Origin of the sequence: Paenibacillus sp. FSL R10-2199, assembly GCF_038000235.1 — a bacterium.
Taxonomy (GTDB): domain Bacteria; phylum Bacillota; class Bacilli; order Paenibacillales; family Paenibacillaceae; genus Paenibacillus_AQ; species Paenibacillus_AQ phytohabitans.
The window spans coordinates 131,809-154,920 of the sequence record NZ_JBBOBO010000001.1 but is presented as its reverse complement, the minus strand read 5'-3'; the positions used below and the strand labels follow the sequence as shown (position 1 = coordinate 154,920).

Annotated in this window: 22 protein-coding genes; 19 read left to right on the top strand and 3 right to left on the bottom strand. The window is 52.1% G+C overall.

The window, feature by feature from the left end:
* Positions 1–24 precede the first annotated feature (24 nt).
* Positions 25–2,109 (top strand): methyl-accepting chemotaxis protein, encoded by a 2,085-nt coding sequence (locus tag NYE33_RS00630; RefSeq protein ID WP_341064410.1) that lies wholly within the window; start codon positions 25–27, stop codon positions 2,107–2,109.
* A 530-nt stretch (positions 2,110–2,639) separates the two neighbouring features.
* Positions 2,640–3,902 carry a threonine ammonia-lyase IlvA gene (gene ilvA / locus NYE33_RS00625; protein WP_039298277.1) on the top strand — a complete coding sequence of 421 codons (1,263 nt, stop codon included), beginning with the start codon at positions 2,640–2,642 and terminating at the stop codon, positions 3,900–3,902.
* Positions 3,903–4,034: 132 nt separating this feature from the next.
* Here ilvA and NYE33_RS00620 read toward each other — a convergent pair whose 3' ends face one another.
* Both NYE33_RS00620 and NYE33_RS00615 read right to left on the bottom strand, forming a co-directional pair.
* Positions 4,035–4,994, bottom strand: a complete 960-nt coding sequence (locus tag NYE33_RS00620) for a hypothetical protein (protein ID WP_341064408.1) — start codon at positions 4,992–4,994, stop codon at positions 4,035–4,037.
* 41 nt (positions 4,995–5,035) lie between these two features.
* Positions 5,036–5,698, bottom strand: coding sequence for a DUF1129 family protein (locus tag NYE33_RS00615; RefSeq protein ID WP_042133420.1), 663 nt, complete (start codon positions 5,696–5,698; stop codon positions 5,036–5,038).
* Positions 5,699–5,922: 224 nt separating this feature from the next.
* Here NYE33_RS00615 and NYE33_RS00610 point away from each other — a divergent pair, with 224 nt between their 5' ends.
* The 13 genes from NYE33_RS00610 (at position 5,923) to corA (ending at position 17,988) form a co-directional block, all read left to right on the top strand.
* Positions 5,923–6,123, top strand: coding sequence for a hypothetical protein (locus NYE33_RS00610; protein ID WP_042133422.1), 201 nt, complete (start codon positions 5,923–5,925; stop codon positions 6,121–6,123).
* Positions 6,124–6,314: 191 nt separating this feature from the next.
* The gene (locus NYE33_RS00605; protein WP_039298286.1) at positions 6,315–7,145 is read left to right on the top strand and encodes an alpha/beta hydrolase family protein; all 831 of its coding nucleotides are present in this window, start codon (positions 6,315–6,317) and stop codon (positions 7,143–7,145) included.
* Positions 7,146–7,230: 85 nt separating this feature from the next.
* Entirely contained in the window at positions 7,231–8,007 is a 777-nt protein-coding gene (locus tag NYE33_RS00600; protein ID WP_042133424.1) for a DODA-type extradiol aromatic ring-opening family dioxygenase, read from the top strand.
* Positions 8,008–8,154: 147 nt separating this feature from the next.
* Positions 8,155–9,258: a DUF3048 domain-containing protein gene (locus NYE33_RS00595; protein ID WP_341064405.1), complete on the top strand. Its 1,104-nt coding sequence runs from the start codon at positions 8,155–8,157 to the stop codon at positions 9,256–9,258.
* Positions 9,259–9,462: 204 nt separating this feature from the next.
* Positions 9,463–10,080 (top strand): DUF47 domain-containing protein, encoded by a 618-nt coding sequence (locus NYE33_RS00590; protein ID WP_039298293.1) that lies wholly within the window; start codon positions 9,463–9,465, stop codon positions 10,078–10,080.
* A 13-nt stretch (positions 10,081–10,093) separates the two neighbouring features.
* The gene (locus tag NYE33_RS00585; RefSeq protein ID WP_039298295.1) at positions 10,094–11,083 is read left to right on the top strand and encodes an inorganic phosphate transporter; all 990 of its coding nucleotides are present in this window, start codon (positions 10,094–10,096) and stop codon (positions 11,081–11,083) included.
* A gap of 350 nt (positions 11,084–11,433) precedes the next feature.
* Positions 11,434–12,162, top strand: a complete 729-nt coding sequence (locus NYE33_RS00580; protein ID WP_076248059.1) for an amino acid ABC transporter ATP-binding protein — start codon at positions 11,434–11,436, stop codon at positions 12,160–12,162.
* A gap of 32 nt (positions 12,163–12,194) precedes the next feature.
* Positions 12,195–13,046 carry a glutamate ABC transporter substrate-binding protein gene (locus NYE33_RS00575; RefSeq protein WP_039298300.1) on the top strand — a complete coding sequence of 284 codons (852 nt, stop codon included), beginning with the start codon at positions 12,195–12,197 and terminating at the stop codon, positions 13,044–13,046.
* 161 nt (positions 13,047–13,207) lie between these two features.
* Positions 13,208–13,858 (top strand): amino acid ABC transporter permease, encoded by a 651-nt coding sequence (locus NYE33_RS00570; protein ID WP_039298474.1) that lies wholly within the window; start codon positions 13,208–13,210, stop codon positions 13,856–13,858.
* Between the two features lie 31 nt (positions 13,859–13,889).
* Positions 13,890–14,540: an amino acid ABC transporter permease gene (locus tag NYE33_RS00565; RefSeq protein WP_042133429.1), complete on the top strand. Its 651-nt coding sequence runs from the start codon at positions 13,890–13,892 to the stop codon at positions 14,538–14,540.
* A gap of 87 nt (positions 14,541–14,627) precedes the next feature.
* Complete coding sequence (locus NYE33_RS00560) at positions 14,628–15,917, top strand: ATP-binding protein (RefSeq protein ID WP_341064403.1); 1,290 nt, start codon at positions 14,628–14,630, stop codon at positions 15,915–15,917.
* A 3-nt stretch (positions 15,918–15,920) separates the two neighbouring features.
* Positions 15,921–16,823 (top strand): response regulator, encoded by a 903-nt coding sequence (locus tag NYE33_RS00555; protein WP_039298308.1) that lies wholly within the window; start codon positions 15,921–15,923, stop codon positions 16,821–16,823.
* Between the two features lie 205 nt (positions 16,824–17,028).
* On the top strand, positions 17,029–17,988 hold the full coding sequence (corA, locus tag NYE33_RS00550; protein ID WP_042133434.1) for a magnesium/cobalt transporter CorA: 960 nt from the start codon (positions 17,029–17,031) through the stop codon (positions 17,986–17,988).
* A gap of 124 nt (positions 17,989–18,112) precedes the next feature.
* Here corA and NYE33_RS00545 read toward each other — a convergent pair whose 3' ends face one another.
* Entirely contained in the window at positions 18,113–18,661 is a 549-nt protein-coding gene (locus NYE33_RS00545; RefSeq protein ID WP_042133435.1) for a hypothetical protein, read from the bottom strand.
* Positions 18,662–19,090: 429 nt separating this feature from the next.
* On the opposite strand from NYE33_RS00545, the gene NYE33_RS00540 reads away from it, so the two are divergent.
* From NYE33_RS00540 to rlmD, 4 genes are all read left to right on the top strand, one after another.
* Positions 19,091–19,381 carry a YerC/YecD family TrpR-related protein gene (locus tag NYE33_RS00540; RefSeq protein WP_019913624.1) on the top strand — a complete coding sequence of 97 codons (291 nt, stop codon included), beginning with the start codon at positions 19,091–19,093 and terminating at the stop codon, positions 19,379–19,381.
* Between the two features lie 3 nt (positions 19,382–19,384).
* Positions 19,385–20,155 carry a sirohydrochlorin chelatase gene (locus NYE33_RS00535; RefSeq protein ID WP_336103557.1) on the top strand — a complete coding sequence of 257 codons (771 nt, stop codon included), beginning with the start codon at positions 19,385–19,387 and terminating at the stop codon, positions 20,153–20,155.
* A 373-nt stretch (positions 20,156–20,528) separates the two neighbouring features.
* Positions 20,529–21,422 (top strand): diacylglycerol kinase, encoded by an 894-nt coding sequence (locus tag NYE33_RS00530; protein ID WP_042133438.1) that lies wholly within the window; start codon positions 20,529–20,531, stop codon positions 21,420–21,422.
* Between the two features lie 43 nt (positions 21,423–21,465).
* Positions 21,466–22,941: a 23S rRNA (uracil(1939)-C(5))-methyltransferase RlmD gene (gene rlmD, locus NYE33_RS00525; RefSeq protein ID WP_341064401.1), complete on the top strand. Its 1,476-nt coding sequence runs from the start codon at positions 21,466–21,468 to the stop codon at positions 22,939–22,941.
* Positions 22,942–23,112 lie beyond the last annotated feature (171 nt).

Below are 23,112 nucleotides of genomic sequence, written 5' to 3'. Positions count from 1 at the left end.
TATACATGGAAGGTGGAAGGACCTATGACACTGGGGAAGAACAGAAGGGGCAGGGAGAGGAAGCTTATAGCCTCTTTCAGCAATATGGGAATCCGCGGCAAGCTGTTTATGTCCGTGATCCTCTCTGTGATTGTTATTCTTGTGATTGTATCCGTAGTGATTTACAGCAATGCCAAGCAGATTATAGTCAATGGCCTGAACAATTCGCTGACCTATCAGAAAGGAGAGATAAGCGTTAAGGTCAACGAGCTGCTGCAGCCCGCTTCGGACAGTGTAGAGCTTCTGAATGCCAACGCCTATATCCGTGACTATATCGCCAGTGTAAGTGATCCGGAAACAGCGAAGACCACCAGCGGGTACAGTGAACTGATCCGCACCCTGAATCTGGTCAAGAACAACAATAAGAACCTGCTGAATGTGTATATAGGTCTGGATGCTGCGAACAAGGTGATTACGCAGGATGAGTTCGAGCCGCCGGCGGACTTCGTGCTGAAGGAGCGGGGCTGGTATGCCAGCACAGCCAAGAATAAGCGTGTTACGGTTACGGATCCCTATATTGATGCCGGCTCCGGCAAAATGGTCGTCAGTGTCAGCGCACCGATTCTCGATGATGCCGGCAAGCTGATCGGTGTGGCGGGTGCGGATATCTCCACGGAGCAGATTACCCAGGCGCTGAGCGCTTTTAATTACAATGGCAGCGGGTATGCCGTACTGATTGATAAGACAGGAACCTTCATCTACCATCCGGATACAGACAATATTCTGCTGAAGAAAATGTCCGATCTCGGTGAAGACTGGAAAGCTGTCGGGGATAAGATGGTACAGTGGGGCTCGAATGTGATAAAGACGGATATTGACGGCGAGGCCAGTTATGTGTCGTATTCGCCGGCTGTAGAGAACCAGTGGTCCGTGGCACTGATTGTGCCGGAGAAAAAAGCGGAGCAGGAATTGAAGAAATTCGAGCTGATCTTTATTCTCTCGATTATTGCTTCAATTGTAGTGATGTCTGTGTTGCTGTACTTTGTTTCCAACAGTATTTTGAAGCAGATTCCTATCCTGACGGCTGCCTTCCGAAAAGCGATGTCCGGCGACCTGTCGGTAAGAGCAAAGGTCACCGCAAAAGGGGAAATCGGCGTACTGGCAGAGGGCTTCAACGATATGATCTCCTCACAGCAGTCGCTGATTCAGGAAATCATGCGCAGCTCGCAGAGCATCTCTGGCGCAGTGGAGAATACGGAGAAGAATGTGTTTGTGCTCGACGGCAGCATCACCGATATTTCGGGGATTACCGAAGAGCTGTCAGCGGGCATGCAGCAGACGGCGGCTTCGATGGAAGAAATGAACGCCAGCACGATCGAATTCGAGCATGCCATTAACGGTATCGCCCGCAAAGCCCAAGAGGGGGCAGATGCGGCCCGGGAAATTAATGTGCGGGCGGATAAGCTGAAAGAGGGAGCATTTGAGTCACGCAGGCAGGCGGATCATATCTACGGACAGAGTGAAGAAAAGCTGCGCATGGCGCTTGAACAGTCGAAGTCGATCTCGCAGATAGGCGCGCTCACAGGAGCGATTCTGGAAATTGCCGCCCAGACCAATCTGCTGTCGCTGAACGCTTCCATTGAGGCTGCTAGGGCCGGGGATGCGGGCAGAGGCTTCGCCGTTGTGGCGGAGGAAATCCGCAAGCTGGCTGATAACTCGCGGGAGACGGTGACCGAAATCCAGGGAGTTACTGAAGCGGTAGTCCAGGCGGTATCCAATCTGGCCGAGGGCGCGGAGAGCATGCTGCGCTTCATGGACCGGCAGGTGCTGAAGGATTACGATGCGATGCAGGAGACGGGTGAGCGGTACAGCGAAGATGCCAAGTATATTGATGAGCTGGTAACGGACTTCAGTGCCACCTCCGAAGAGCTGCTGGCTTCCATTCAGAGCATGCTGACTGCGATCAGCGAGACGGGCAGTGCAACGAATGAAGGCGCAGAAGGGGCCGGGGTCATCGCCGTCCAGGCGGAGCAGATCATCGGCAAGTCCGGCAGCATCGTTGCCGAGATGGAGGAGATCAAGATGAGCTCGGCTCAGCTGCTGCAGACGGTATCGCGGTTTAAGGTCTAGTTATAGTGAAGGATGGACGGTCCTGCCGGTTTACGGCAGGGCCGTTTGCTTGTTGCGTATGGAAAGTAAGCATAGGCGCATAGGCGGGGTGTTTGGAGTGCGATATGAGGAAATGAGGAAATGAGGAGATTAGGGTAGGACGCCGTGAAGGGATTACGGTATATGCCTAGGAGTGTCTTCCGGTAGGCTTAATTGCACTTTGTACAACTAAAACGTCTGATTTACAACCAATTATCCGTTTAGTTGTATTTCGTGCAACTAAACTGCCAGTTATTCCTTGGGATCGCCCATTCGGGCAGATTTAGTTGTACAGAATACAGTTATAAGAGGCGGGCCTCCCTTTTCGCTGTTTTTAATTGCACATTATACAACTATATAAGATGAACTTAAGAATGAGGGGTGGAGTAGCAGGATTCCACCGGCAGTGGATTCTGTATTGTGTGAGGAGGACAAGGGTTGAAAAAATGTCCTTGGAAGAGTATGTTACAAGAAGCGAAACGATAAGAAAGAGACAGTGAGGCGAGGAAAAGATGAGAGAAGGCGAAAACCGGATCGTAGGAATGGAAGATATTGTACGCGCACATCATGTGCTGCGGGAGGTTATCGTCCGTACGCCGCTGCAGCTGGATGCGGTACTGTCAGCTAAATACGGCTGTAATGTGTATTTGAAACGCGAAGATTTGCAGATTGTACGCTCCTTCAAGATCCGTGGAGCCTACAATATGATCCGCAGTCTGTCCGACGAGGACAGAGCGAAGGGGATTGTCTGTGCAAGCGCGGGTAACCACGCCCAGGGTGTGGCGTATTCCTGTAAGGCACTGGGAATCAAAGGCAAAATCTTTATGCCGAGCACTACACCTAATCAGAAGATTAAGCAGGTCCGGCGTTTTGGCGGCGAATTCGTGGAAGTGATTCTGAAGGGGGATACCTTCGACGATGCTTACGATGAAGCGCTGCAGGCTTGTATAGACTATAGCATGACGCTGATTCACCCGTTTGATGAGCCGCGCATTATCGCCGGCAATGGTACGATTGCGATGGAGATTATGGAGAGCCTGGACAAGCCGGCTGACTTTGTATTTGTTACGATTGGCGGAGGCGGCCTGGCGGCAGGTGTAGCCACCTATGTGAAGACCGTGAGCCCGGCGACCAAGGTGATTGGTGTGGAGCCTACGGGAGCAGCTTCCATGAGCGAGGCGATGGAATGCGGTGAGGTGATCACCCTGAAGGAAATTAATAAGTTTGTGGACGGTGCGGCGGTGAAACGTGTCGGCGGCTTAACCTTCGACATCTGCTCGAAGCTCCTGGATGATGTAGTCAAAGTGCCGGAAGGCAAGGCTTGTACAACCATTCTGGAGCTGTATAACGAGAATGCGATTGTTGTGGAGCCGGCAGGTTCGCTTCCGATTGCTGCGCTGGACATGTACCGGGATCAGATCCGCGGCAAAAGCGTGGTCTGCATCGTCAGCGGCGGCAATAATGATATCGACCGGATGCAGGAGATCAAGGAGCGTTCACTGATCTATGAAGGCCTGAAGCATTATTTCATGGTTAATTTTCCGCAGCGCGCGGGTGCCCTGCGTGAATTCCTGACTGAGGTAGTCGGACCCGACGATGACATTACCCGGTTCGAATACACGAAGAAGAACGAGAAGGAGAACGGCCCGGCACTGGTGGGCATTGAGCTGATGTCCACAGATGCCTACGCCCCGCTGATTGAGCGGATGAAGCAGAAGGGCGTGGATTACGTAGAGATCAACAAGGATGTCAATTTATTCAGCATGCTGATCTAATATAATCGTTGTCAGCGGCAATAGCCGTTTATATGGATATGAATAAGACCCGCCCGGATTCAACCCGGGCGGGTCTTATTTCATAGCGATAAGTTTGCTGCGCACATCCGGTGCTGCTGAGTTATACGCTTATCAGGACTGGGGCACTTCTGTCTTCAGATACTGCTCGGCGTCATCATCCAAGAGATAGCCGTTGCTCTTCATCAGCTTCATGAAGCCATCGAGCTTCTGCAGGAACGGGCTGGTGCTGCTGTTTTTGGCCAGGATGCTGCTGTAGGCTTTCTGTGCCTCCAGATCCATTTCCAGATTATCGTAATGGAAGAGCGGCGTGTTGTTCTGGCCATAAAATGTATTCACTGCGTACATGTTATAAAGTGTCTTGACTGCTGATAGGCGGTTGGATTTGGGATAGGTCTGAATAAACTGCTCCTGGGTTAGTGCACGGGAAGCGACATCCCCCCAGGCGATCACAAGCCCGTTATCCTTGGAAGGGGGCAGATCCGACTCGGTCGCCATTATTGAAATATAATCACGGATATCCTCCGTCACGTACAGTTTATATTTGCGGTAAGCGGCATAATCAATCACCGGGAAAAAGGTGCCTTCGGCCGTCTCCAGCTTATAGCCGCTCTCTCCCGCGCTTTTCAGCAGCGCACGAAGTGAAGCATTCTCCGTACTCTCGGCCAGCTTCACCATGCTGACTCCCGCCTTATAGACGGAGATGAGCTTCCGCTGTACCTCACTGCTGCTGAATTTCTTCTCCCAGGAAGGCAGGAGCGATTTGTGCAGGTTCTCCAGCTTCAGTGTCAGAACAGTCGCCTGATAAGGAGTGACAGCATACAGATTGGTATTCATATAAGTAATAGCACCCGGCAGGTTGCCTGAGGAGAACAGCGGCAGCGCAGCCCTGTAGACAGCCTCAGCATGGCTGAGGACGGCTGCACCGGTAACACCCGCCTTAGCGCTGGCAGCCGCCTCAGACGTGCCTGTGCCGCGGCCCGCGCTGCTCTCAGCAAGGGCAGGAGCGGAGCTTGCTGCCTTCAGCCCCATGAGCAGAGCAATAGCGGCGGTTAGAACGATGTGCTTCTTCATACAAGTCTCCTCCTGTGTGGAATAAAAGTTGAATATATTCTCTATGATTTGAAAAATATTAATTTCAGTCCGAGACCACCGGCTGCGGCAAGAACCAGACTGACCCAAGGTGCAATCCGGATGACCGGGAACAGATTATCGAGGAACATTCCGGCAAATACGGCAGCAATCGCAATTCCGACATAGAGTCCCAGCCCTTTGATATCAAAAGCCTTGGGCTTCGGGCTATCGTCCTCAGACAACGAGGCCATCCATTTCATAATTAGCTCAATCAGAACAATCGAGCCGATACCTACTATGATAAGGGTGAAAATACTGATCTGGCCGAAGATTTCATCCGGACCTCCGCTCCACTGCATGATCAGTCCGGCAGCGCCCATCACTCCGAACAGAATGGTCAGGGCGGACAAAGAGATCATCAGGGAGTTCTTCAGCTTGCTGCGCGGAGAGCGCGGGGGGCTGCTGTTCATCACATCTTTGAAATAATCTCCGGGGTTCTCGCCGAAGATTTGCTTGGCATTCCGGCCTTTGGCCTGCCCCTTCAGCAGCAGTTCAGCCGCCTCCAGCAGCAGCTCCTCTGCACGGACAGAGTCTACCGAGCTGGCCCGCATGGCCAGAATCATATCTTCAAAAAAAGAGCGGTTAAATGGCGTCATCTGCTCACGCAGCAGGTTGTTTTGCTTAATCATAGCTTTAACTTTCATAGTATGGACGTATACCTCCAAGGTGGATTAATCAGGTTAGCCTTTAACCTAGAGTATACGTTTGTGCAGCAGTGGTGTGCAAGGACAACCCTTGCAGGCGGATCAGAAGATTCCGCTTCTGCGTAACTTTTCTTTCGTTAATCCCTGAATAATCCGTTTGGAAGAGTGAACACTGAAGAGGTGGTTGCTTCACCAAATATAGCTAGAGGAAGGCAGGGAGCGTTATGAAACAGGAGAACAAACAGGAACCCGGCAAATTTGTGGGCGACGGCTTCGCGCCTGCACCTGCTAATGAAGTGGGGGATTGGGGCAATTCTGACGGCTTCAGTCTTTGGGATGCTGCGGGCGTGACACCGGAGAACGGACTTGAAGACTGGGAAGGCCGGCAGGAGACCCATGATATGTTTCACGACAGCTATGACTGAGTGAAGCTCAAGCTTGACCCACGGCCTCTTTTGCTCCTGCGGGAGCGGAAGGGGCTCTTTTCAGGAAATCCGGAGGACTATGGTTATTGACAAGAAATTAAGGAGAATCGTATAATAAAGATATAAATCATACTAAATTAATCGGAATAATTATAATTTGAAATAAATCAGCTTTCAGGGAGGGCGCAGCAATGGAACGGAATATTATCATCCGGCATAATGGAGAGGAACTGACAGCGAGCATACACTATCCATCCGCAGACAAGGCAGGCACCGGACGGTGCAAGAACCGGGTGCCGCTTGCAGTGATCTGCCACGGCTTCGTGGGCAGCCGGATTGGTGTAGACCGGATCTTCGTTAAGGCAGCCCGTGAGCTGGCGCAGGATGGCTATATGGTTATCCGCTTTGACTACGTAGGCTGCGGGGAGAGCAGCGGTAATTACGGAAGCGAAGATATGGAGTCGATGATCAGCCAGACCCGGGCGGTGCTGGATTACGGCATCAGCTCGGCCGATGTGGACCCGCAGCGTGTGACGCTGATCGGACATAGTCTGGGCGGTGCAGTAGCGCTGCTGACCGGTGTCCGTGACCGGCGGGTGAAGAACCTGGTGCTGTGGTCTGCGGTCGGCTATCCGTTCAATGATATCGTAAAGATTGTCGGAAGGGAAGCCTATGACCGGTCGGTGAAGAGCGGCTCAGCCGATTATTCCGGCTATTCGTTCACCCCGGTGTACTTCAACTCACTGGCAGCGTTCCAGCCGTTCCAGGAGGCCGGGAAATTCAGCGGTGATGTGCTGGTCATCCACGGGACCTCCGATGATGTTATTCCCGTTGACTATGCCTTCCTCTACCAGAAGCTGTTCTGGACACGTCCTGAAGGCCGCTGCGACAAGGAGATTATTTTCCAGGGCGACCATACCTTCTCGTCAGGTCCGGCACAGGAGCAGGTGCTTAAGCGCACCAGGGAATGGATGAATCAGCAGGAGCATCTGCAGGAGGAATGGCAGAACTGGATGATATAGGAGAGGTCCCATGCGTGCAATACGTAAGAATAAGCGGTAAAATAAAAGGGCAGACCATATACTGGGTTATGGAGGTTGGCACCCTATGAAATTACCGGCATTCTTTATTGCGCACGGCTCTCCGCTGCTGGCTCTTGAGGATAACGAATACACACGTTTCCTGGAGCGGCTGGGTTCTGATCTGGGGAAGCCCCGCGGCATTGTAGTTTTCTCGGCGCACTGGGACAGTCCCCAGCAGCTGATTACAGTGGACGCACAGCATGAAACGCAGCATGATTTCTATGGTTTTCCGGAAGAGATGTATAAGCTGGCCTACCCGGCCCCGGGCGATCCCGCGTTAAGCAGCAGGATTTCCGCACTCTTCAAGGATAGCAATCTTTGTCATCAGCCTATACTCGGCCGGGGCCTTGACCATGGGGTCTGGGTTATTCTGAAGAAAATGTTCCCGCAGGCCGACATTCCCGTCGTAGCCTTATCCGTCGATTCGATGCGTTCTCCCGAAGAGCAGTACAATATCGGACGGATGCTGGCCCCGCTGCGCGATGAAGGAATCCTCCTGATCGGAAGCGGAGGACTGGTCCACAATCTCAGGCTGCTGAAGCAGGATGATCAGCCCGAGCCCTGGGCGCTCGACTTCGATGCCTGGATCGCTGAGCGGCTCGAAGCATGGGATCTGGCTTCACTTTTTGCATTTGAGAAGCAGGCTCCGCATGTGCGGGAGGCCGTTCCCACCTACGGGAAGGAACATTTCGTACCGCTCTTCTATGTAATGGGTACAGCCGATGAGGGCAGACGGGCGCAGTTAATGATTCAGGCCTATCAATACGGTACCCTAAGCTTAAACTGCTGGATGGTCGACTAATACACAAATAAATGCAGGATACAGCCGCTTTAATGGCTGTATCCTTTTTTGTATGCAGATTTTCCCGTGTGCTCAAGACAAACTCTGCCAGCTATGATTAAATGAAAGAAAGCTTACTGACAAAACTTTAGGAGGAACAACAAGTTTATGACGATAAACCGGTCTTCAGCCCGTCCTATATCAGTCTTCGTCCTTGCTGCCGCGCTGCTCTCCGCCTGCGGGACAGAGAATGCAGTAACGGTTCCAGTGCCGACTACAGTAGCAGCTACTGTTGAACCCCAGCCGACAGAAGCTGCGCAGCCCACTCCGACAATAGCGCCTGCAGCGGGAATAGTATCCGGATTAACGGGGCTTCCGGCTACGGACGGAACGCTGCCCCGGCCGCTCGCAGTCATGATCAATAATGCCCCGGCTGCCCGGCCGCAATCCGGAGTCAGCGAAGCGGATATCCTCTACGAAGTACTGGCGGAGGGCGGAATTACCCGGCTGATCGGAATCTTCCAGAGTCATACCGGGGTGGTGAAGATCGGCCCGATCCGCAGTATCCGCCCTTATCTGCTCGACATTGGCGAGAGCTACGGCGGTGTGACTGTGCATGCGGGAGGCAGTCCGGCGGCTTACGCCATTCTGCAGAAGCAGAAGAAGGAGGACATGGACGAGATCGGCCGTGCAGGTGCCTACTTCTGGCGGGACAAGGAGCGCAAAGCCCCGCATAATCTATACAGCAATGCCGCCAAGCTGCGGGAAGGTGCAGGGAAGCTGGGATTTGCCGAAAGTGTGGAGGTTCCCGGGTTGCTTTTCATAGATCCGGATTATGCGCCTACTGAGGGGAAGCCCGCGCTGGAATTCAATGTAAGCTTCCTGCTGAAGAGCTATACGGTGGGGTATAAATATAATGCTGAGCAGCGCACCTATGTCCGCTGGGTGAACGGCAAACCGCATCTGGATCTGAATAATAACAGTCCGGTGGCAGCGGCGAACGTAATCGTAATGGGCTCTGACCATAAGGTGCTCGATGATGTCGGCAGGCTGCAGGTGGATGTGGAGCTGGGCGGGGAAGCGCTGCTGTTTCAGCGCGGAGTAGCGATTCCCGGCAAATGGTCGCGCAGGCCCGGAGACATCATCCGGTTCGTGAAAGAAGACGGCAGGGAAGCGCTGATGTACCCCGGCATAACGCATATTCTGATTGTACCGAACAGTCCATCCTTCGGCAGCCATGTCGATTATGCGCTGGCACCTAGTCCCACCTGATAAGCACCGGATAATTAACCGTTCATATGATTATTTTCGCAATTACAGGGAATTGTTATTATAGTGTAAAAAAGTTCGGTTTTTTACTTCTATCCATTCTATTGATATGATAAGATAACAAGGGTTGTCATTCATTTTCATGCTGTTTACATTTGGGTGGCTTCACGTTTTCACGGCAATTTTATGTAAAGGGGTTTAAAGCTAATGAAGTTGAGAAAAAAGGATATATTCTTTGAGACGCTGGAAAACATGGCCGATACCATTGTTCAGGCGGCAGATTACTTCGCTCAGAATATTTCAACTCTCCAGGACAATGTTGAGAATTTCGCCGGGGTGATGAAGAAATACGAATCCCAGTGCGATACCTACACGCACACCGTCATCAAGGAACTGAACAAAACTTTTATTACGCCGCTGGAACGTGACGACATCATGGACCTGATCACAAGCATGGATGATGTTATTGATGGTCTGGAGGCTTCTGCCTCGCGTTTCTATATGTATAACCTGCTGGATGCGGATGAGTATATCGTCCAGTTCGCGGAAATTCTGCGCCAAAGTGCGTATGAAATCCAAAAAGCGGTTCATTTGCTCTCCCAGAAGAAGCTGCTGGCGATCCGTGAATACACGATCCGTCTGAATGATCTGGAGAACCAAGGCGATGAAGTGCTTCGTATCTGTACGAAGGCCCTGTTCGAAACTGTAAAAGACCCGATTGAACTGATTAAGCGCAAAGAATTGTACGAGCGGTTGGAGACGACCACGGATAAATGTGAAGACGTAGCCAACATGCTGGAATCGATCATCATGCGCAATTCATAAGGGGCTCTGAAATATGGATACATCTATATATGTACTAGGTTTTGTTATATTTCTTGCGCTGGCGTTTGACTTTATCAATGGTTTCCATGATACAGCCAACGCAATCGCTACCTCAGTCTCTACACGCGCGCTGAAGCCGCGTACAGCCATTATGATGGCAGCAAGTATGAACTTTATCGGTGCGCTGATGTTTGAAGGCGTAGCGAAGAAGATCGGCGGCAGCATTGCTGACCCGGCACTCCTGGATAACGGGATAGATATTCTTATTGCGACGCTCATTGCGGCGATTATCTGGAATCTGGTAACCTGGTGGCTCGGGATTCCATCATCGTCCTCCCATGCGCTTATCGGAGCTTTGGCCGGAGCGGTATATGTAGGTGCAGGTTCGGAGAATGTGAAATGGCATGGCTTCATTGAGATTGTGGAGGGGCTGATCTTCTCCCCGCTGATCGCATTTGCCATCGGTTATGTTGTGATGATGATTCTAAAGTGGATCTTTGCAAAGCGCAGTCCGCATACCGTGAACAAGGGTTTCCGTTCCATGCAGATCATTACGGCGGCGCTCCAATCCTTCACACATGGTACGAATGACGCCCAGAAGGCGATGGGGATTATCACCTTTGCCCTCGTAACATCGGGACGGCTCGACACTATGCATGTACCACTCTGGGTTAAGATTGCAGCGGCAACATCCATGGCGCTCGGAACGTCCATCGGCGGCTGGAAGATCATTAAGACTATGGGTACCAAAATTTTCAAAATTGAACCGATTAACGGCTTCGCAGCAGATATTTCGGCCGCGTCCGTTATCTTCACAGCTACACTGCTTCATCTGCCGGTAAGTACGACACATGCCATTACCTCTGCAATCCTCGGGGTAGGCTCAGCCAAACGCTTCTCCGCCGTGAAATGGGGAGTAGCCGGACGTATCGTGGTGACCTGGTTTATTACCATTCCGATCAGCGCAGTGCTGGCGGGAGTAATCTTCAAACTCTTTTTCTAGACTTGAATTGAATAGATTGCCCGTACAAGATGTCGCGGAAGCCACGAATGGCTGCGGACATCTTTTTTTGTGTTTCCAGCTTTTTTTGTGTTTCCGGCTTTTCTTGATTTTGCGGGGAGTATTTTGGTTTTTCAAGAGAGGAATGTCACAATAAGTTACAGCGAACTGATAAAAAACATTAATAGGCGTAAAAAGAAAATGAAATACGTCACATTTAGAAAAGAAAATGACATGAGTGATTAAAGGTTTTCGTAGTTTTTTGTAGTTTTCGGTAGTCTTTAAAGTAAGGTGTGTTTTAAGTGTTACCATAGCTGACAAACACATAATGATATACAAAGGAGGCCCTGTCGTTGATCGACTTTCATCAGGTAGACAAACATTACGGACATTTCCATGTACTGAAAGCCATTGACCTGCATGTTCAGGAAGGGGAAGTGGTTGTCGTAGTCGGTCCTTCCGGCTCCGGCAAGAGCACTATGCTGCGCTGCATTAACCGACTGGAGACTATTACGAGCGGCGGACTGACCGTTGACGGTATAACTGTAAATGAACGCAAGACAGATATCAACAAGCTGCGCAAAGAAATCGGAATGGTCTTCCAGCATTTCAATCTGTACCCGCATAAAAAAGTAATCGATAATATCACACTCGCGCCGATTAAGGTGCTTGGACTAAGCAAAGCGGAAGCCGAGAAGACGGCGATGTATTATCTGGAAAAGGTCGGGATTGCCGATAAAGCACAGTCCTATCCTTCACAGCTGTCCGGCGGACAGCAGCAGCGTGTGGCGATTGCCCGGGGGCTGGCGATGAAGCCGAAGATTATGCTGTTCGATGAGCCGACCTCGGCGCTTGACCCGGAAATGGTCGGGGAAGTACTCGATGTTATGCGGACCCTGGCCCGCGAAGGCATGACGATGGTTGTCGTTACCCATGAGATGGGCTTCGCCCGCGAGGTGGCCGACCGGGTAATCTTCATGGATCAGGGACAGATCGTGGAAGAAGCGGAGCCGGAGCAATTCTTCGCCAGTCCGCGTGAAGACCGGACACGAACGTTTCTCAGCCGTGTATTAAGTCATTAAACAAATATATAGGATTCAGGGGAGGAACAGAAATGAAAATGTCCAAAAGCTTCAAAATGTTAAGTGTACTGATGATTGCGGCTATGCTCGTGATTGCCGGCTGCGGCAACAACAATGCCAAGAACAATGCCGGAGGGAATGACGCTGCTGCAGGAACGGCTACTGACTCTGAGGCGATTGCCAAGATCAAGGAACGCGGCAAGCTGCTCGTAGGCGTGAAGTACGACACCCGCCTGTTCGGTCTGAAGGACCCTGCATCCGGCAACGTAGAGGGCTTCGACATTGATATCTCCAAAGCCATCGCCAAAAAAATTCTGGGTGACGAGAACGCGATTGAGCTGAAGGAAGTTACCTCCAAGACACGTATTCCGATGCTGAATAACGGCGAAATCGATATGGTTGTAGCTACAATGACCATCACTGAAGAACGCAAGAAGGAAGTTGATTTCTCCGACGTCTATTTCCAGGCAGGCCAATCCCTGCTGGTGAAGAAGGGCAGCCCGATTACCGGACTGGATGACGTAACGAAGGATACGAAGATCCTGGGCTCCAAGGGCGCAACCTCCATTAAGAATATCAAAGAAAAAGTGCCGGGTGTAACCGTGCTTGAATTCGATAACTATCAGGATGCATTCAGCGCCCTGAAGGCCGGCCAAGGCGATGCACTGACTACGGATGATGCGATTCTGTACGGTATGGCTTCGCAGGACCCGGGCTATGAAGTTGTAGGCGAGCCGTTCACCGATGAGCCTTACGGCATTGCAGTACAAAAGGGCAACACCGATGTAGTTAAAGCCGTGAATGATACACTGGCTGAACTGAAAGCAAACGGTGAGTATGATGCCATTTATACGAAATGGATTGGTAAAGCTCCAGCGAAATAAGCATGTGCTAAGCTTCAGCTTACTTAACAACCTGCCTTATATTACTCGCAGAAACGGATGCCATCCCATGAGGATGGCACTGCCGTTTCTACTTGTTTATAGGAAGGATTCCTATGTGGGGCAAGAATGAACTCATCTTTGGGCAAAGGCAGGTGAAATCTATGGAATTTTCAATATTAACGAATTATTTCGGGCTGTATATGGAAGGGTTCTACGGCACCGTGCTGTCCAGTGTATTGGCCCTGATCGGCAGCTTCCTGATCGGAGCGGTGATTGCGGTCTTCCGCATTACTACTGTGAGAGCGCTGCGCTGGTTCGGAACGGCGTATGTGGAGTTCATCCGCAATATCCCGCTGCTGCTTGTAGTGTACATCTTCTATTATGGACCTTCTGCTCTGGGCTTTACGCTGGACGGCTTCAAGGCAGGAACGATCGGACTTGCGGTATACACCTCGGCCTTCATCGCCGAAGCGATCCGCGCCGGAATCATGGCTGTTCCCAAGGGACAAATGGAAGCCTCGCGTTCATCCGGCCTAAGCTACATACAGACGATGCTGCATATCATCCTGCCGCAGGCGATCAAGCTGGTTATCCCGCCGCTCGGCAACCAGTTCATCAACCTGATCAAGAACTCCTCGGTGCTGACGCTGGTAGCCGGCCTTGATCTGATGTATTTTGCAGACAGTATCTCAACAGAGACTTACCGTACCTTCGACACCTACATCTTCGTGGCGTTGTTCTATCTGGTACTTACCCTTCCGCTCAGCTACGGCGTACGCGTGTGGGAACGCAGACTGCAGCGCAAATATTAAGAAGCCACTCAAAGCATAAAGGAGGGATATCATGGATTTTATTGGTGCATACTCCGCCGATAATTTGAAGTTTTTGCTGGACGGACTGTATATTACGCTGATCGTTGCTTTTGTATCGATCATCCTGAGTTTTGTTATTGGCTGTATTATTGGAGTCATCCGCTACTCGGAAGTGCCGGTATTGTCTCCGGTGATGTTCTACCTGGTCGAGCTGATCCGTAATCTGCCGCTGCTGCTGATCATATTCTTCATCCGCTTCGCTTTGCCGGAGGTAGGGATTAAGCTTGGACTGATAACGGCGGCGATTGCTGCACTAACGATATTCGAGGCGGCGATGATCGCTGAGATTGTCCGGGGCGGGTTGACGTCCATTGATAAAGGGCAGATTGAGGCTGCGCGTTCCTCCGGTCTCAGCAATTTCCAGACCCTGTGGCATATCGTGCTCCCCCAGGGACTGCGGCGGATGGTTCCGCCACTGGTCAGCCAGTTCATTTCGCTGCTGAAGGATACCTCACTCGCGGTAGTCATTTCATTGCCGGAGCTGATGCACAATGCCAATATCGTAATCGGGCACAGTTATGGCTATGCGATACCGACGCTCGCGCTTGTGGCACTGATCTATTTCACCGTAAACTTCCTGCTGTCGATGCTCTCCAGAAGACTTGAGAACAAAACAGCATAAATCGAGCGGGACCGGGGCAAAGCCGTATAAAATAAAGTGCGGGTATGATACTATAGTTGTCAACATCTCTAGGCAGGAGCAGTGGCGATGGGACAATCTATTCTGAGAATGAGAGTTGCACAGATTCTGCTGGTAGCGGCCGTTACGGCTGTAGCCGGTGAATTCAAAATAAATCCGTTTGATGGCGACATCTTCCGGATTGCTATGGGCAGCAGCGCTTTTCTGCTGTTTTTGCTTTTAATGAGGCAGTTGCCGTATATCAGTACAGGCATTGCTACGGGTGTGGTCGTTCTGCTGTTCCGCACGGCAATGGATGCAGTAGAAGGAAGCGGACTGACGTTTGAGCAGAGCCTGAACAGTCATTTCTCCGCGATGGTCTATTATATTGTGTTCGCCTTGCTGATGCATGCCATCAAAAGCCGGCTGGATACCTTCCATCCGCTGGTGCTGGGCGCTGTTGCCGCAGTAATCGATCTCTTGTCGAATGAAATGGAGCTGCTGACGCGGCTGATTGTGCTGGATTCGGCCTCCTTCCGGCTGAACGAGTGGACTTATCTGATGGCGATTGCTGTCCTGCGTACGTATTTCACAACCGGGGTATACAGTAGTATCTCGGTCAGCCAGATGCGGATCAGGGCGCGTGAGCAGAATGAGCGGATTGAGCAGATGCTCGGATTCGGCTCCGGCCTGTACGGCGAAGTATTCTATCTGAAGAAATCCATCGGAACACTGGAGAATGTGACGCTAAACAGCTTCGAGCTGTACCGCAATCTGAAGGCAGGGGAAGGACCGGAGCCGTATAGCCGGCAGGTGCTGGATATCACCCAGCAGATCCATGAGGTGAAGAAGGATTCCCAGCGGATTCTGGCCGGGCTTGTGAAGCTGGTGGAGCGCGAGGTCACCGCTGATATGCCGTTATCGGGAATTCTGCGGTTCACGGTCAAGAGCAATGCCAAATACGCCGAAATGCTGGGCAAGCAGATCGATTTTCATATTCATATTACCTCCGATTACACAACCGACAGTTATATTCCTCTGCTGACTCTGCTTAACAACCTTACCGCCAATGCGGTGGAAGTCATCAAACGTAAAGGCAGCATCAACCTGGATGCTTATGAGAAAGCCGGCATGACCATTTTTACAGTGACCGATAGCGGGGCAGGGATTCATAAGCGTGACCTGGAGCTGCTGTTCGAGCCGGGTTTTACTACGAAATTTGATGAAGAGGGAATCGCCGCTACGGGGATTGGACTCTCTCATGTACGGGATATAGTGAATATGTTCGAGGGAACGATTACCGTTCAGCCGGTGTCGCATGCCGGAGGGGCCATGTTCCAGATTATTGTGCCGAGTGCAAAGCTGCGGAAGGAGGAATAGAGAATGCCGCTTTCTTTCTGTATTGTAGATGACGACGCGTCGGCAAGAAGAATGCTGCAGCATATTATTGAGGATAGCGGACTTGGCGAAGTGGTGGGTACGGCGGAATGCGGGCAGGAGGGGGTAGCCCTGATCCTGAGTGAGACGCCGGATATTGTGCTGATGGATCTGCTGATGCCGGACCAGGATGGTATTGAGACGATCATTTCCCTTCAGGCGCAGGGCTGCCGGTCCAAGTTCGTGATGATCTCACAGATTGAGAATGGTGATATGGTCAGCCGCGCATACAAAAGCGGAATTGAATTCTTCATCCGTAAGCCGATCAACAAGATTGAAGTCGAATCTGTGCTGTACAAGGTGAATGAACGTTATGCGATGGGCCGTTATCTGGATGAGATCAAGCTGACGCTCGGCAAGCTGGAGGGGCTGCAGTTCGGAATGCCGCAGATGCCGTCCGGCAAACGTTCCGTCAAGGAGATTATCCAGCCGATACTGATGAATATGGGAATGATCTCGGAGAACGGCAGCAGGGATATTATCACCATCATGGAGCTGGCGGTAGCGGGCGGGAACAGCGGGAGCCTTCCGCCGCTGAAGGAATTATACGAAATGGCTGCCGCTACGTACAAGCCGGTGCCGGCTGATGCCGCCAAAGAAGTCAAAGCCATTGAACAGCGGCTGCGCCGCGCGCTCGCGGCCGGACTGGCGAACCTGGCTTCCATCGGTCTGACGGATTACGGCAATCCGAAGTTCGAGCATTATGCGCCGCTGTATTTCGACTTTGAAGAAGTGCGCCTGAAGATGAAAGAGATTGAACAGGGGCGCGACACCGGCAAGGTGAAGGTGAACATCAAGAAGTTCCTGCAGGTGCTTCATTTGGAAGTGCTGGAGGGGATGGGCCGCTAGAACGGAATTGATACGGAAAATGAAGCGAAAAATAAACCTCCGGAACCGCTGCCCAGCGGACTGGCGGTTATTTTTTTGAGATAACGGGAGCCCGGGCGGATACAGAAGTTTCATAATAGTAGACCTCATGCGTTACAATAGTAGCAGGCCGACAGGCAACGGGATGTTGCCGTGCGGATAGCAGGATAAGGTGGAGGACTCATATATGATACGAACGCTTGCGGTAACACATAAGGGCGAGGTGCTGACTGACCTGCCGCTTCAGAGTATAGTGCTGGATGACTATGCCTGGATTTGGGCGGATTTTGCCATGCCTACGGAAGAAGAGACATTGCTGCTGGACACTTATTTTCATTTTCACCCGCTGGCCATTGAAGACTGTATGCATGTGCTGCAGCGTCCGAAGCTGGATTACTACGAGGATGTGCAGTTCTTTGTGCTGCATGCGCTTAATGAGCGTACGCTGGAGGCGGAAGAGGTTGACCTTTTTCTCAGCAAAAAATTCCTCGTCTCCTACCATCACCAGAATAAATCGGAAATGGAGGAAGCGTGGCAGATGGTTCAAGCTGAAATTCATAGCCGTAAGGGCTGGTCGGGCGGGCCGATGGCTGCAGCTTACACGGTAATGGACAAGCTGGTCGACAGGTATTTCCCGTCACTGTACACCCTGGAGGATGAACTGGCAGATCTGGAGAGCAAGAGTGACAGTGAATCGGTGGAAGAGCTGATGAGTCAGGTGTTCAACGTGCGCGGAAGACTGCTCAAGCTGCGCCGGACGATCGTGCCGATGCGTGATCTGATGTACCGGATTGTCAACTCGCAGCATGTGCAGAGCAACGGGGAGGAGCGGATCTACTTCGGTGATATTTATGATCATCTGCTGAAGCTGACCGACATGATTGAAGTTGACCGGGAAATGACCGCCGATCTGCGTGACAGCTACATCTCGCTCAACTCCAACCGGATGAATTCCATTATGAAGACACTGACGGTAATCACTACCGTATTTATGCCGCTGACGCTGATCGCCGGAATCTACGGGATGAACTTCAGGGTAATGCCGGAGCTGGACTGGGATTATGGTTATTTCGCGGTATTGCTGCTGATGCTGGTGCTGGGAGTAGGGATGTTCAGGTGGTTCCGGCGGAGCGGCTGGTTTAAGTGAACCTGTGCTGAAATCTGGACAAGCACCGGCGGTAGACAAGAATGATTGTGACTGACGACGCATGGGTATTCATGGAATACAGCGGTCTGGCAGCAGACAGAGAAGGCGTGTTAAACGCCGCCGCTTAAGAACGGCGGCGCTTAACAGAGGAAGGGGCCCCGGTTTTGCGGCTTTTGGAGGTATTTTTGCGGCGCTGCGTGGTTGGGCGTCTTTTTTTGCGCCGTTTGGGGGTATACAGTGCCGCATCTTCTTCCGCCGCAAGTGCTCCCGCTGCGCTTCCCTTGCCTTTGCCGAATCCGCCCATCACCAGCTTCACCATCGGAGCCATCTGCGAAAAGCCCTGCATAACCTTCTGTACCTTGCCCATGGAGTTGACGATCCCGTCAATCCCGCCCATCCGGTCGACAATTCCCTTGATCTGCTCCATATTCGCGAGACTCCCGAGGTTGCCCAGCCCGCCCAGCAGACCCCCGGCCTTCGCAGTAGCAGCTTCGGCAGCGGGCACAACAAGTGCAGTATCGGCAGCTTCAGCACCGAAGGCAGGCAGTATTCCGGGTTCTCCGGGAAGCGGGGCAGGGGCGTAGGAAGAGAGGCCCGGATAGGGTGACGGATTGTACGGCTCAGCCAGTGAACGCCCTTCCCTGCGGGAATGATTATAGTAATGCTCAGGCATAATATCACATTCCTTCGTTAGTGGTTTGCTATACTGTATGTCATGGGCGAACATACGGTATAGACGAATGCCCGGGTAACCGGGATACTAGCGGAAAAGGGCGGATGCCTACAAGTACCCTCCGGAAGTGAAGAAACCGTGTCCATGCTTGATTTCGTGAGGTTTTGTAGTACTATAGTTAAGGCGGTAGAACCTAGGAATCAGAGGAAGAAGGCCGTAAGCTCCATTAGTGGTGTGCGCCCGGGGTGGACGTTTGTCCATCATTTTCGTTCTTTACAGCGTGAAACCGTTAATGCTTGAAAAATGTGCTCCAGTGCAATATAGTAGAGGCAAGATAGTCACATTAAGTTTATGCTTCCGAGTATCTAATTTGTACGAAGCTTAATCAGTGATGCTAATGCTGACCAAACTTTTAGGGGATGATTAACGATGCAGCTTAAGAAGCTAAACGATAAAAGTATCGATCAATTATTTGAGGCTATTTTAACATTGAAAAATATGGAAGAATGCTATGTGTTCTTTGATGATTTGTGCACGGTGAACGAAATTCAATCGCTCTCGCAGCGCCTTGAAGTCGCGCGGATGCTGGGCAAAGGGTCTACATACAATCAAATTGAAGCAGAAACAGGTGCCAGCACAGCAACAATCTCCCGTGTGAAGCGCTGCCTGAACTACGGCAATGACGGCTACAAGCTCACGCTGGAACGTCTGGGACGTTAATTGATGCAGCCGGGTGTGCTGATGATCAGTCACGGCTCCCGCGATAAGACCTGGGTGTCGATCGTAGAGGAAGCCGTGAGTCATTTATCGCTGGGGGAAGAGATTCCCGTGGCGGTATCTTTCCTGGAGCTGGTAGAAGGACGATTGATTCAGGACGGTATAGACGAGCTGGAACATGCAGGGGTCACAGATATTATTGTGATCCCCTTGTTTGTGTCCTCCGGCAGTACGCATATCGATGAGATAGAGTATGCACTGGGCGCTAAGCCGGTTCCAGAACGGGAGACGGATCTGGAACGGTTCCGGGTTACAGCGCAGATTCACTTCGGCTATCCCGTTGACGACGATCCGGACATTGCGCTGATGATCTGGGATAAGCTCCGGGAACTCTCGAAGAATCCGGAGCGGGAGACCCTGCTGCTTGTCGGACACGGCAGCAGGCATGAGGGCTTCCGGCAGCGCTGGGAGCAGGGGATTTCCTCACTCGCGGCGCGGGTACGGGAAATAAGCGGGTTGGCTGCGGCCGATTACGGGCTGCTGAACCCGGACAGCGTAAGAAGCAGAGTGGAGTATTGGCAGGAGCAGGGCCATGATGTACTGGTGGCTCCGCTCTTTTTAAGTGAGGGGTATTTCACCAAGGTTGTTATTCCGCAGCGGCTGAAAGGGCTCGAATATGCCTACTCCGGCCAGACCCTGCTGCCGCATCCGCTGCTGCCGCGCTGGATTGAACGGCAGGTGGAGGCGGCGCTGCTGCGTCTGCGGTGCCGGGGTTAGAAAATAACATATGCGAGAAGGATCGAAGGGGATTTTGGAACTGTAGGAGCGTTAGCGATCGCCTGAAAGCTTTCCGCAGGAAAGCTCGCTACGGAAGCGGCGTGCCCAGTCACCGGATATTCACCGTAGTGACGATTGAGCTTGAAGTTAGTATTTTAAGTTCAGCTTATATAGAAAAAATAGAATGCGTCCAGTATTTATTTTGGCCGCCGCCGCATACATATATCTATACTTTCTGCCGGGCTGAGGGGTCTTCGGCGCTGCGCGGGAGTATAAATATAATCCTCTAAAGCTCCCTGACATTGCTTGTGGGGTCCTGAATTGGGTATAATCAGTAAGGTTATCCATTATATAAACAGGTGGCGTTCCGGTAATGAAAACTGCGAGATTGATTTATAATCCCACTTCTGGTCGGGAAGAAATGAAAAGACGACTCGCCGATATTTTAGACCGGCTGGATGTTGGCGGCATTGAAGCCTCCTGTCATGCAACAACCGGAGAGGGCGATGCCACAGCAGCCGCAGCTGAGGCTGTAGAGCGCGGTACGTATGATCTGATCATAGCTGCCGGAGGCGACGGTACGCTCAATGAAGTAATCAACGGGATGGCTGAGAAGCCTAACCTTCCCCCGCTCGGCTTATTACCGCTCGGGACTACCAACGATTTTGCCAGGGCCATGGGCATTCCGAAGAATTGGGAGGATTCCTGCGACCTGATTCTGCGCCAGGAGTCGCGCCTGATTGACCTCGGCAAAGCCAATGACCGTTATTTCATTAATATAGCTGGCGGCGGCCAGCTGACGGAGCTTACCTATGAGGTTCCCAGTAAGCTGAAGACCATGATGGGCCAGCTTGCCTATTACCTGAAGGGTATTGAGAAGATGGCCAGCCTTGCTCCGCAGGAGCTGTACATCCGCGCGAACGGCCAAGAGATGATCCATGACGAGTTCATGCTCTTCCTGATCGCCAATACGAACTCCGTCGGCGGCTTCGAGAAGCTGGCTCCGGGTGCCAGAATCGATGACGGTCTGCTCGACGTAATTGCCGTCAAGAAATGCAACCTGGCCGAATTCATCCGGCTGGTCCGGCTTACGATCCGCGGCGATCATCTGAATGACAAGAAGGTTATCCATTTCCGCACGGATGCGATGGAGGTTACCTCCCCAGGCTACGTCCAGCTTAATCTGGACGGCGAACTCGGCGGCACGCTGCCGGGCAATTTCAGTATTCTGCCGCATCATCTGCGGATCTTCGCGCAGAATAATTAACAAGATTAATAGTGAAGATAATGAAAGAAGTGAACCTATACACATGAGTAAACACCGCAGCGGGCGCAGCGCAAGCCGCCGGGAACAAGGGCCGGCTTCTGTCGCCGGACTGCCAGTGAATAAGAATGATGAGGTCCTGCTCGATATTATCGGCATGACCCATGAAGGTGAAGGGGTAGGCCGTGTAGAGGGCTTTACCCTTTTTGTGCAGGGTGCTCTTCCCGGTGAGAAGGTCCGCGCCAGAGTGCTGAAGACCAAGAAGCAGTATGGCTATGCCAAGCTGATGGAGCTGGTGCAGGCCAGCCCCGACCGAATAGGGCCGCCATGCCCAATCTATGATCAATGCGGCGGCTGCCAGCTGCAGCATATGGACTATACCGCCCAGCTGGCGTGGAAACGGCAGCTGGTGGTGGACAACCTGCAGCGGATCGGGAAGCTGCAGGTGGCGGGTGCGGCTGACGGTAATGCCGCAACAGCTGAAGGGATCCGCGTCCTGCCTACCCTTGGCATGGACGAGCCTTGGCGTTACCGCAACAAGGCTCAGGTGCCAATTGGCGTGACCGATGGCGGCCTGGTCGGCGGCTTCTACGCACGCGGCAGCCACCGGATCATCGACATGGAGACCTGTCTGATCCAGCATGAAGATAATGACAAGGTCGTCGCCACCGTGAAGAGCCTAGGCCGTGAGCTTGGCATTACCGCCTATGACGAAGAGACCGGCCGCGGGCTGCTGCGCCACGTTGTGGTGAAGAAGGCCTTCCGCACGGGGCAGATGATGCTGGTGCTGGTAACCAATGGCCGGGATATCCCGCATCTGGATGCCTGGCTCGGCAGTATCCGTGAGCAGCTTCCTGAAGTGGCGAGCATCTGCCAGAACATTAACACCCAGAAGACCAACGTTATCTTCGGTAACGATACCCGCGTCTTATGGGGCAGCGATGTGATCTACGATTATATCGGAGATGTGCAATTCGCCATTTCAGCGCGCTCCTTCTATCAGGTGAATCCGGTACAGACCGAGGTACTGTACGGCAGAACCCTGGACTACGCTGCGTTAACCGGCAGCGAGACCGTAATCGACGCCTACTGCGGCATCGGAACCATTTCCCTGTTCCTGGCCCAGCATGCCGACCAGGTCTACGGCGTGGAAATTGTGCCTGAGGCAATCGAGGATGCCCGCGCGAACGCGAAGCTTAACCACATGAACAATGTGAAGTTTGAAGTCGGTGCATCTGAGGATGTTATCCCTGCGTGGAAAGAGCAGGGCATCACCCCGGATGTTATCGTCGTCGATCCGCCGCGCAAGGGCTGCGACCCTAGGTTATTAGAGACAATCCTGCTGATGAAGCCGGAGCGTGTGGTGTATGTATCGTGCAACCCGTCCACCCTGGCCCGCGATTTGCGGGTCCTGGAAGATGGCGGGTACAGAACCGCGGAGGTCACTCCGGTGGATATGTTCCCGCATACGGTGCATGTGGAGTCGGTGGCTTTGTTGGTTAAGAGTGGCACAGTGAGTTGAAATCCTTTTATTTACTTGGATTTTCAATATGGTACAGATTAAAATCTTTGGTGATACAGATAGCGGAGAACAGGCTTGATGTAAAATTGATGTGAAAAACTACCGAGTTGCAGCCTAAAAGAACAGAAGACACCAAGGAATTGAAGTTATCCCTGTCAGGTAGACATGTAC

What these genes read in the sequence shown, in the direction of transcription:
- NYE33_RS00530 (WP_042133438.1), top strand. Translation starts at nt 20,529, where the DNA reads ATGAAAACTGCGAGATTGATTTATAATCCCACTTCTGGTCGGGAAGAA.
- NYE33_RS00535 (WP_336103557.1), top strand. Translation starts at nt 19,385, where the DNA reads ATGCAGCCGGGTGTGCTGATGATCAGTCACGGCTCCCGCGATAAGACC.
- NYE33_RS00615 (WP_042133420.1), bottom strand. Translation starts at nt 5,698, where the DNA reads ATGAAAGTTAAAGCTATGATTAAGCAAAACAACCTGCTGCGTGAGCAG.
- rlmD (WP_341064401.1), top strand. Translation starts at nt 21,466, where the DNA reads ATGAGTAAACACCGCAGCGGGCGCAGCGCAAGCCGCCGGGAACAAGGG.
- NYE33_RS00605 (WP_039298286.1), top strand. Translation starts at nt 6,315, where the DNA reads ATGGAACGGAATATTATCATCCGGCATAATGGAGAGGAACTGACAGCG.
- NYE33_RS00555 (WP_039298308.1), top strand. Translation starts at nt 15,921, where the DNA reads ATGCCGCTTTCTTTCTGTATTGTAGATGACGACGCGTCGGCAAGAAGA.
- NYE33_RS00575 (WP_039298300.1), top strand. Translation starts at nt 12,195, where the DNA reads ATGAAAATGTCCAAAAGCTTCAAAATGTTAAGTGTACTGATGATTGCG.
- NYE33_RS00620 (WP_341064408.1), bottom strand. Translation starts at nt 4,994, where the DNA reads ATGAAGAAGCACATCGTTCTAACCGCCGCTATTGCTCTGCTCATGGGG.
- NYE33_RS00610 (WP_042133422.1), top strand. Translation starts at nt 5,923, where the DNA reads ATGAAACAGGAGAACAAACAGGAACCCGGCAAATTTGTGGGCGACGGC.
- NYE33_RS00600 (WP_042133424.1), top strand. Translation starts at nt 7,231, where the DNA reads ATGAAATTACCGGCATTCTTTATTGCGCACGGCTCTCCGCTGCTGGCT.
- NYE33_RS00590 (WP_039298293.1), top strand. Translation starts at nt 9,463, where the DNA reads ATGAAGTTGAGAAAAAAGGATATATTCTTTGAGACGCTGGAAAACATG.
- NYE33_RS00565 (WP_042133429.1), top strand. Translation starts at nt 13,890, where the DNA reads ATGGATTTTATTGGTGCATACTCCGCCGATAATTTGAAGTTTTTGCTG.
- NYE33_RS00630 (WP_341064410.1), top strand. Translation starts at nt 25, where the DNA reads ATGACACTGGGGAAGAACAGAAGGGGCAGGGAGAGGAAGCTTATAGCC.
- ilvA (WP_039298277.1), top strand. Translation starts at nt 2,640, where the DNA reads ATGAGAGAAGGCGAAAACCGGATCGTAGGAATGGAAGATATTGTACGC.
- NYE33_RS00595 (WP_341064405.1), top strand. Translation starts at nt 8,155, where the DNA reads ATGACGATAAACCGGTCTTCAGCCCGTCCTATATCAGTCTTCGTCCTT.
- corA (WP_042133434.1), top strand. Translation starts at nt 17,029, where the DNA reads ATGATACGAACGCTTGCGGTAACACATAAGGGCGAGGTGCTGACTGAC.
- NYE33_RS00570 (WP_039298474.1), top strand. Translation starts at nt 13,208, where the DNA reads ATGGAATTTTCAATATTAACGAATTATTTCGGGCTGTATATGGAAGGG.
- NYE33_RS00540 (WP_019913624.1), top strand. Translation starts at nt 19,091, where the DNA reads ATGCAGCTTAAGAAGCTAAACGATAAAAGTATCGATCAATTATTTGAG.
- NYE33_RS00545 (WP_042133435.1), bottom strand. Translation starts at nt 18,661, where the DNA reads ATGCCTGAGCATTACTATAATCATTCCCGCAGGGAAGGGCGTTCACTG.
- NYE33_RS00585 (WP_039298295.1), top strand. Translation starts at nt 10,094, where the DNA reads ATGGATACATCTATATATGTACTAGGTTTTGTTATATTTCTTGCGCTG.
- NYE33_RS00560 (WP_341064403.1), top strand. Translation starts at nt 14,628, where the DNA reads ATGGGACAATCTATTCTGAGAATGAGAGTTGCACAGATTCTGCTGGTA.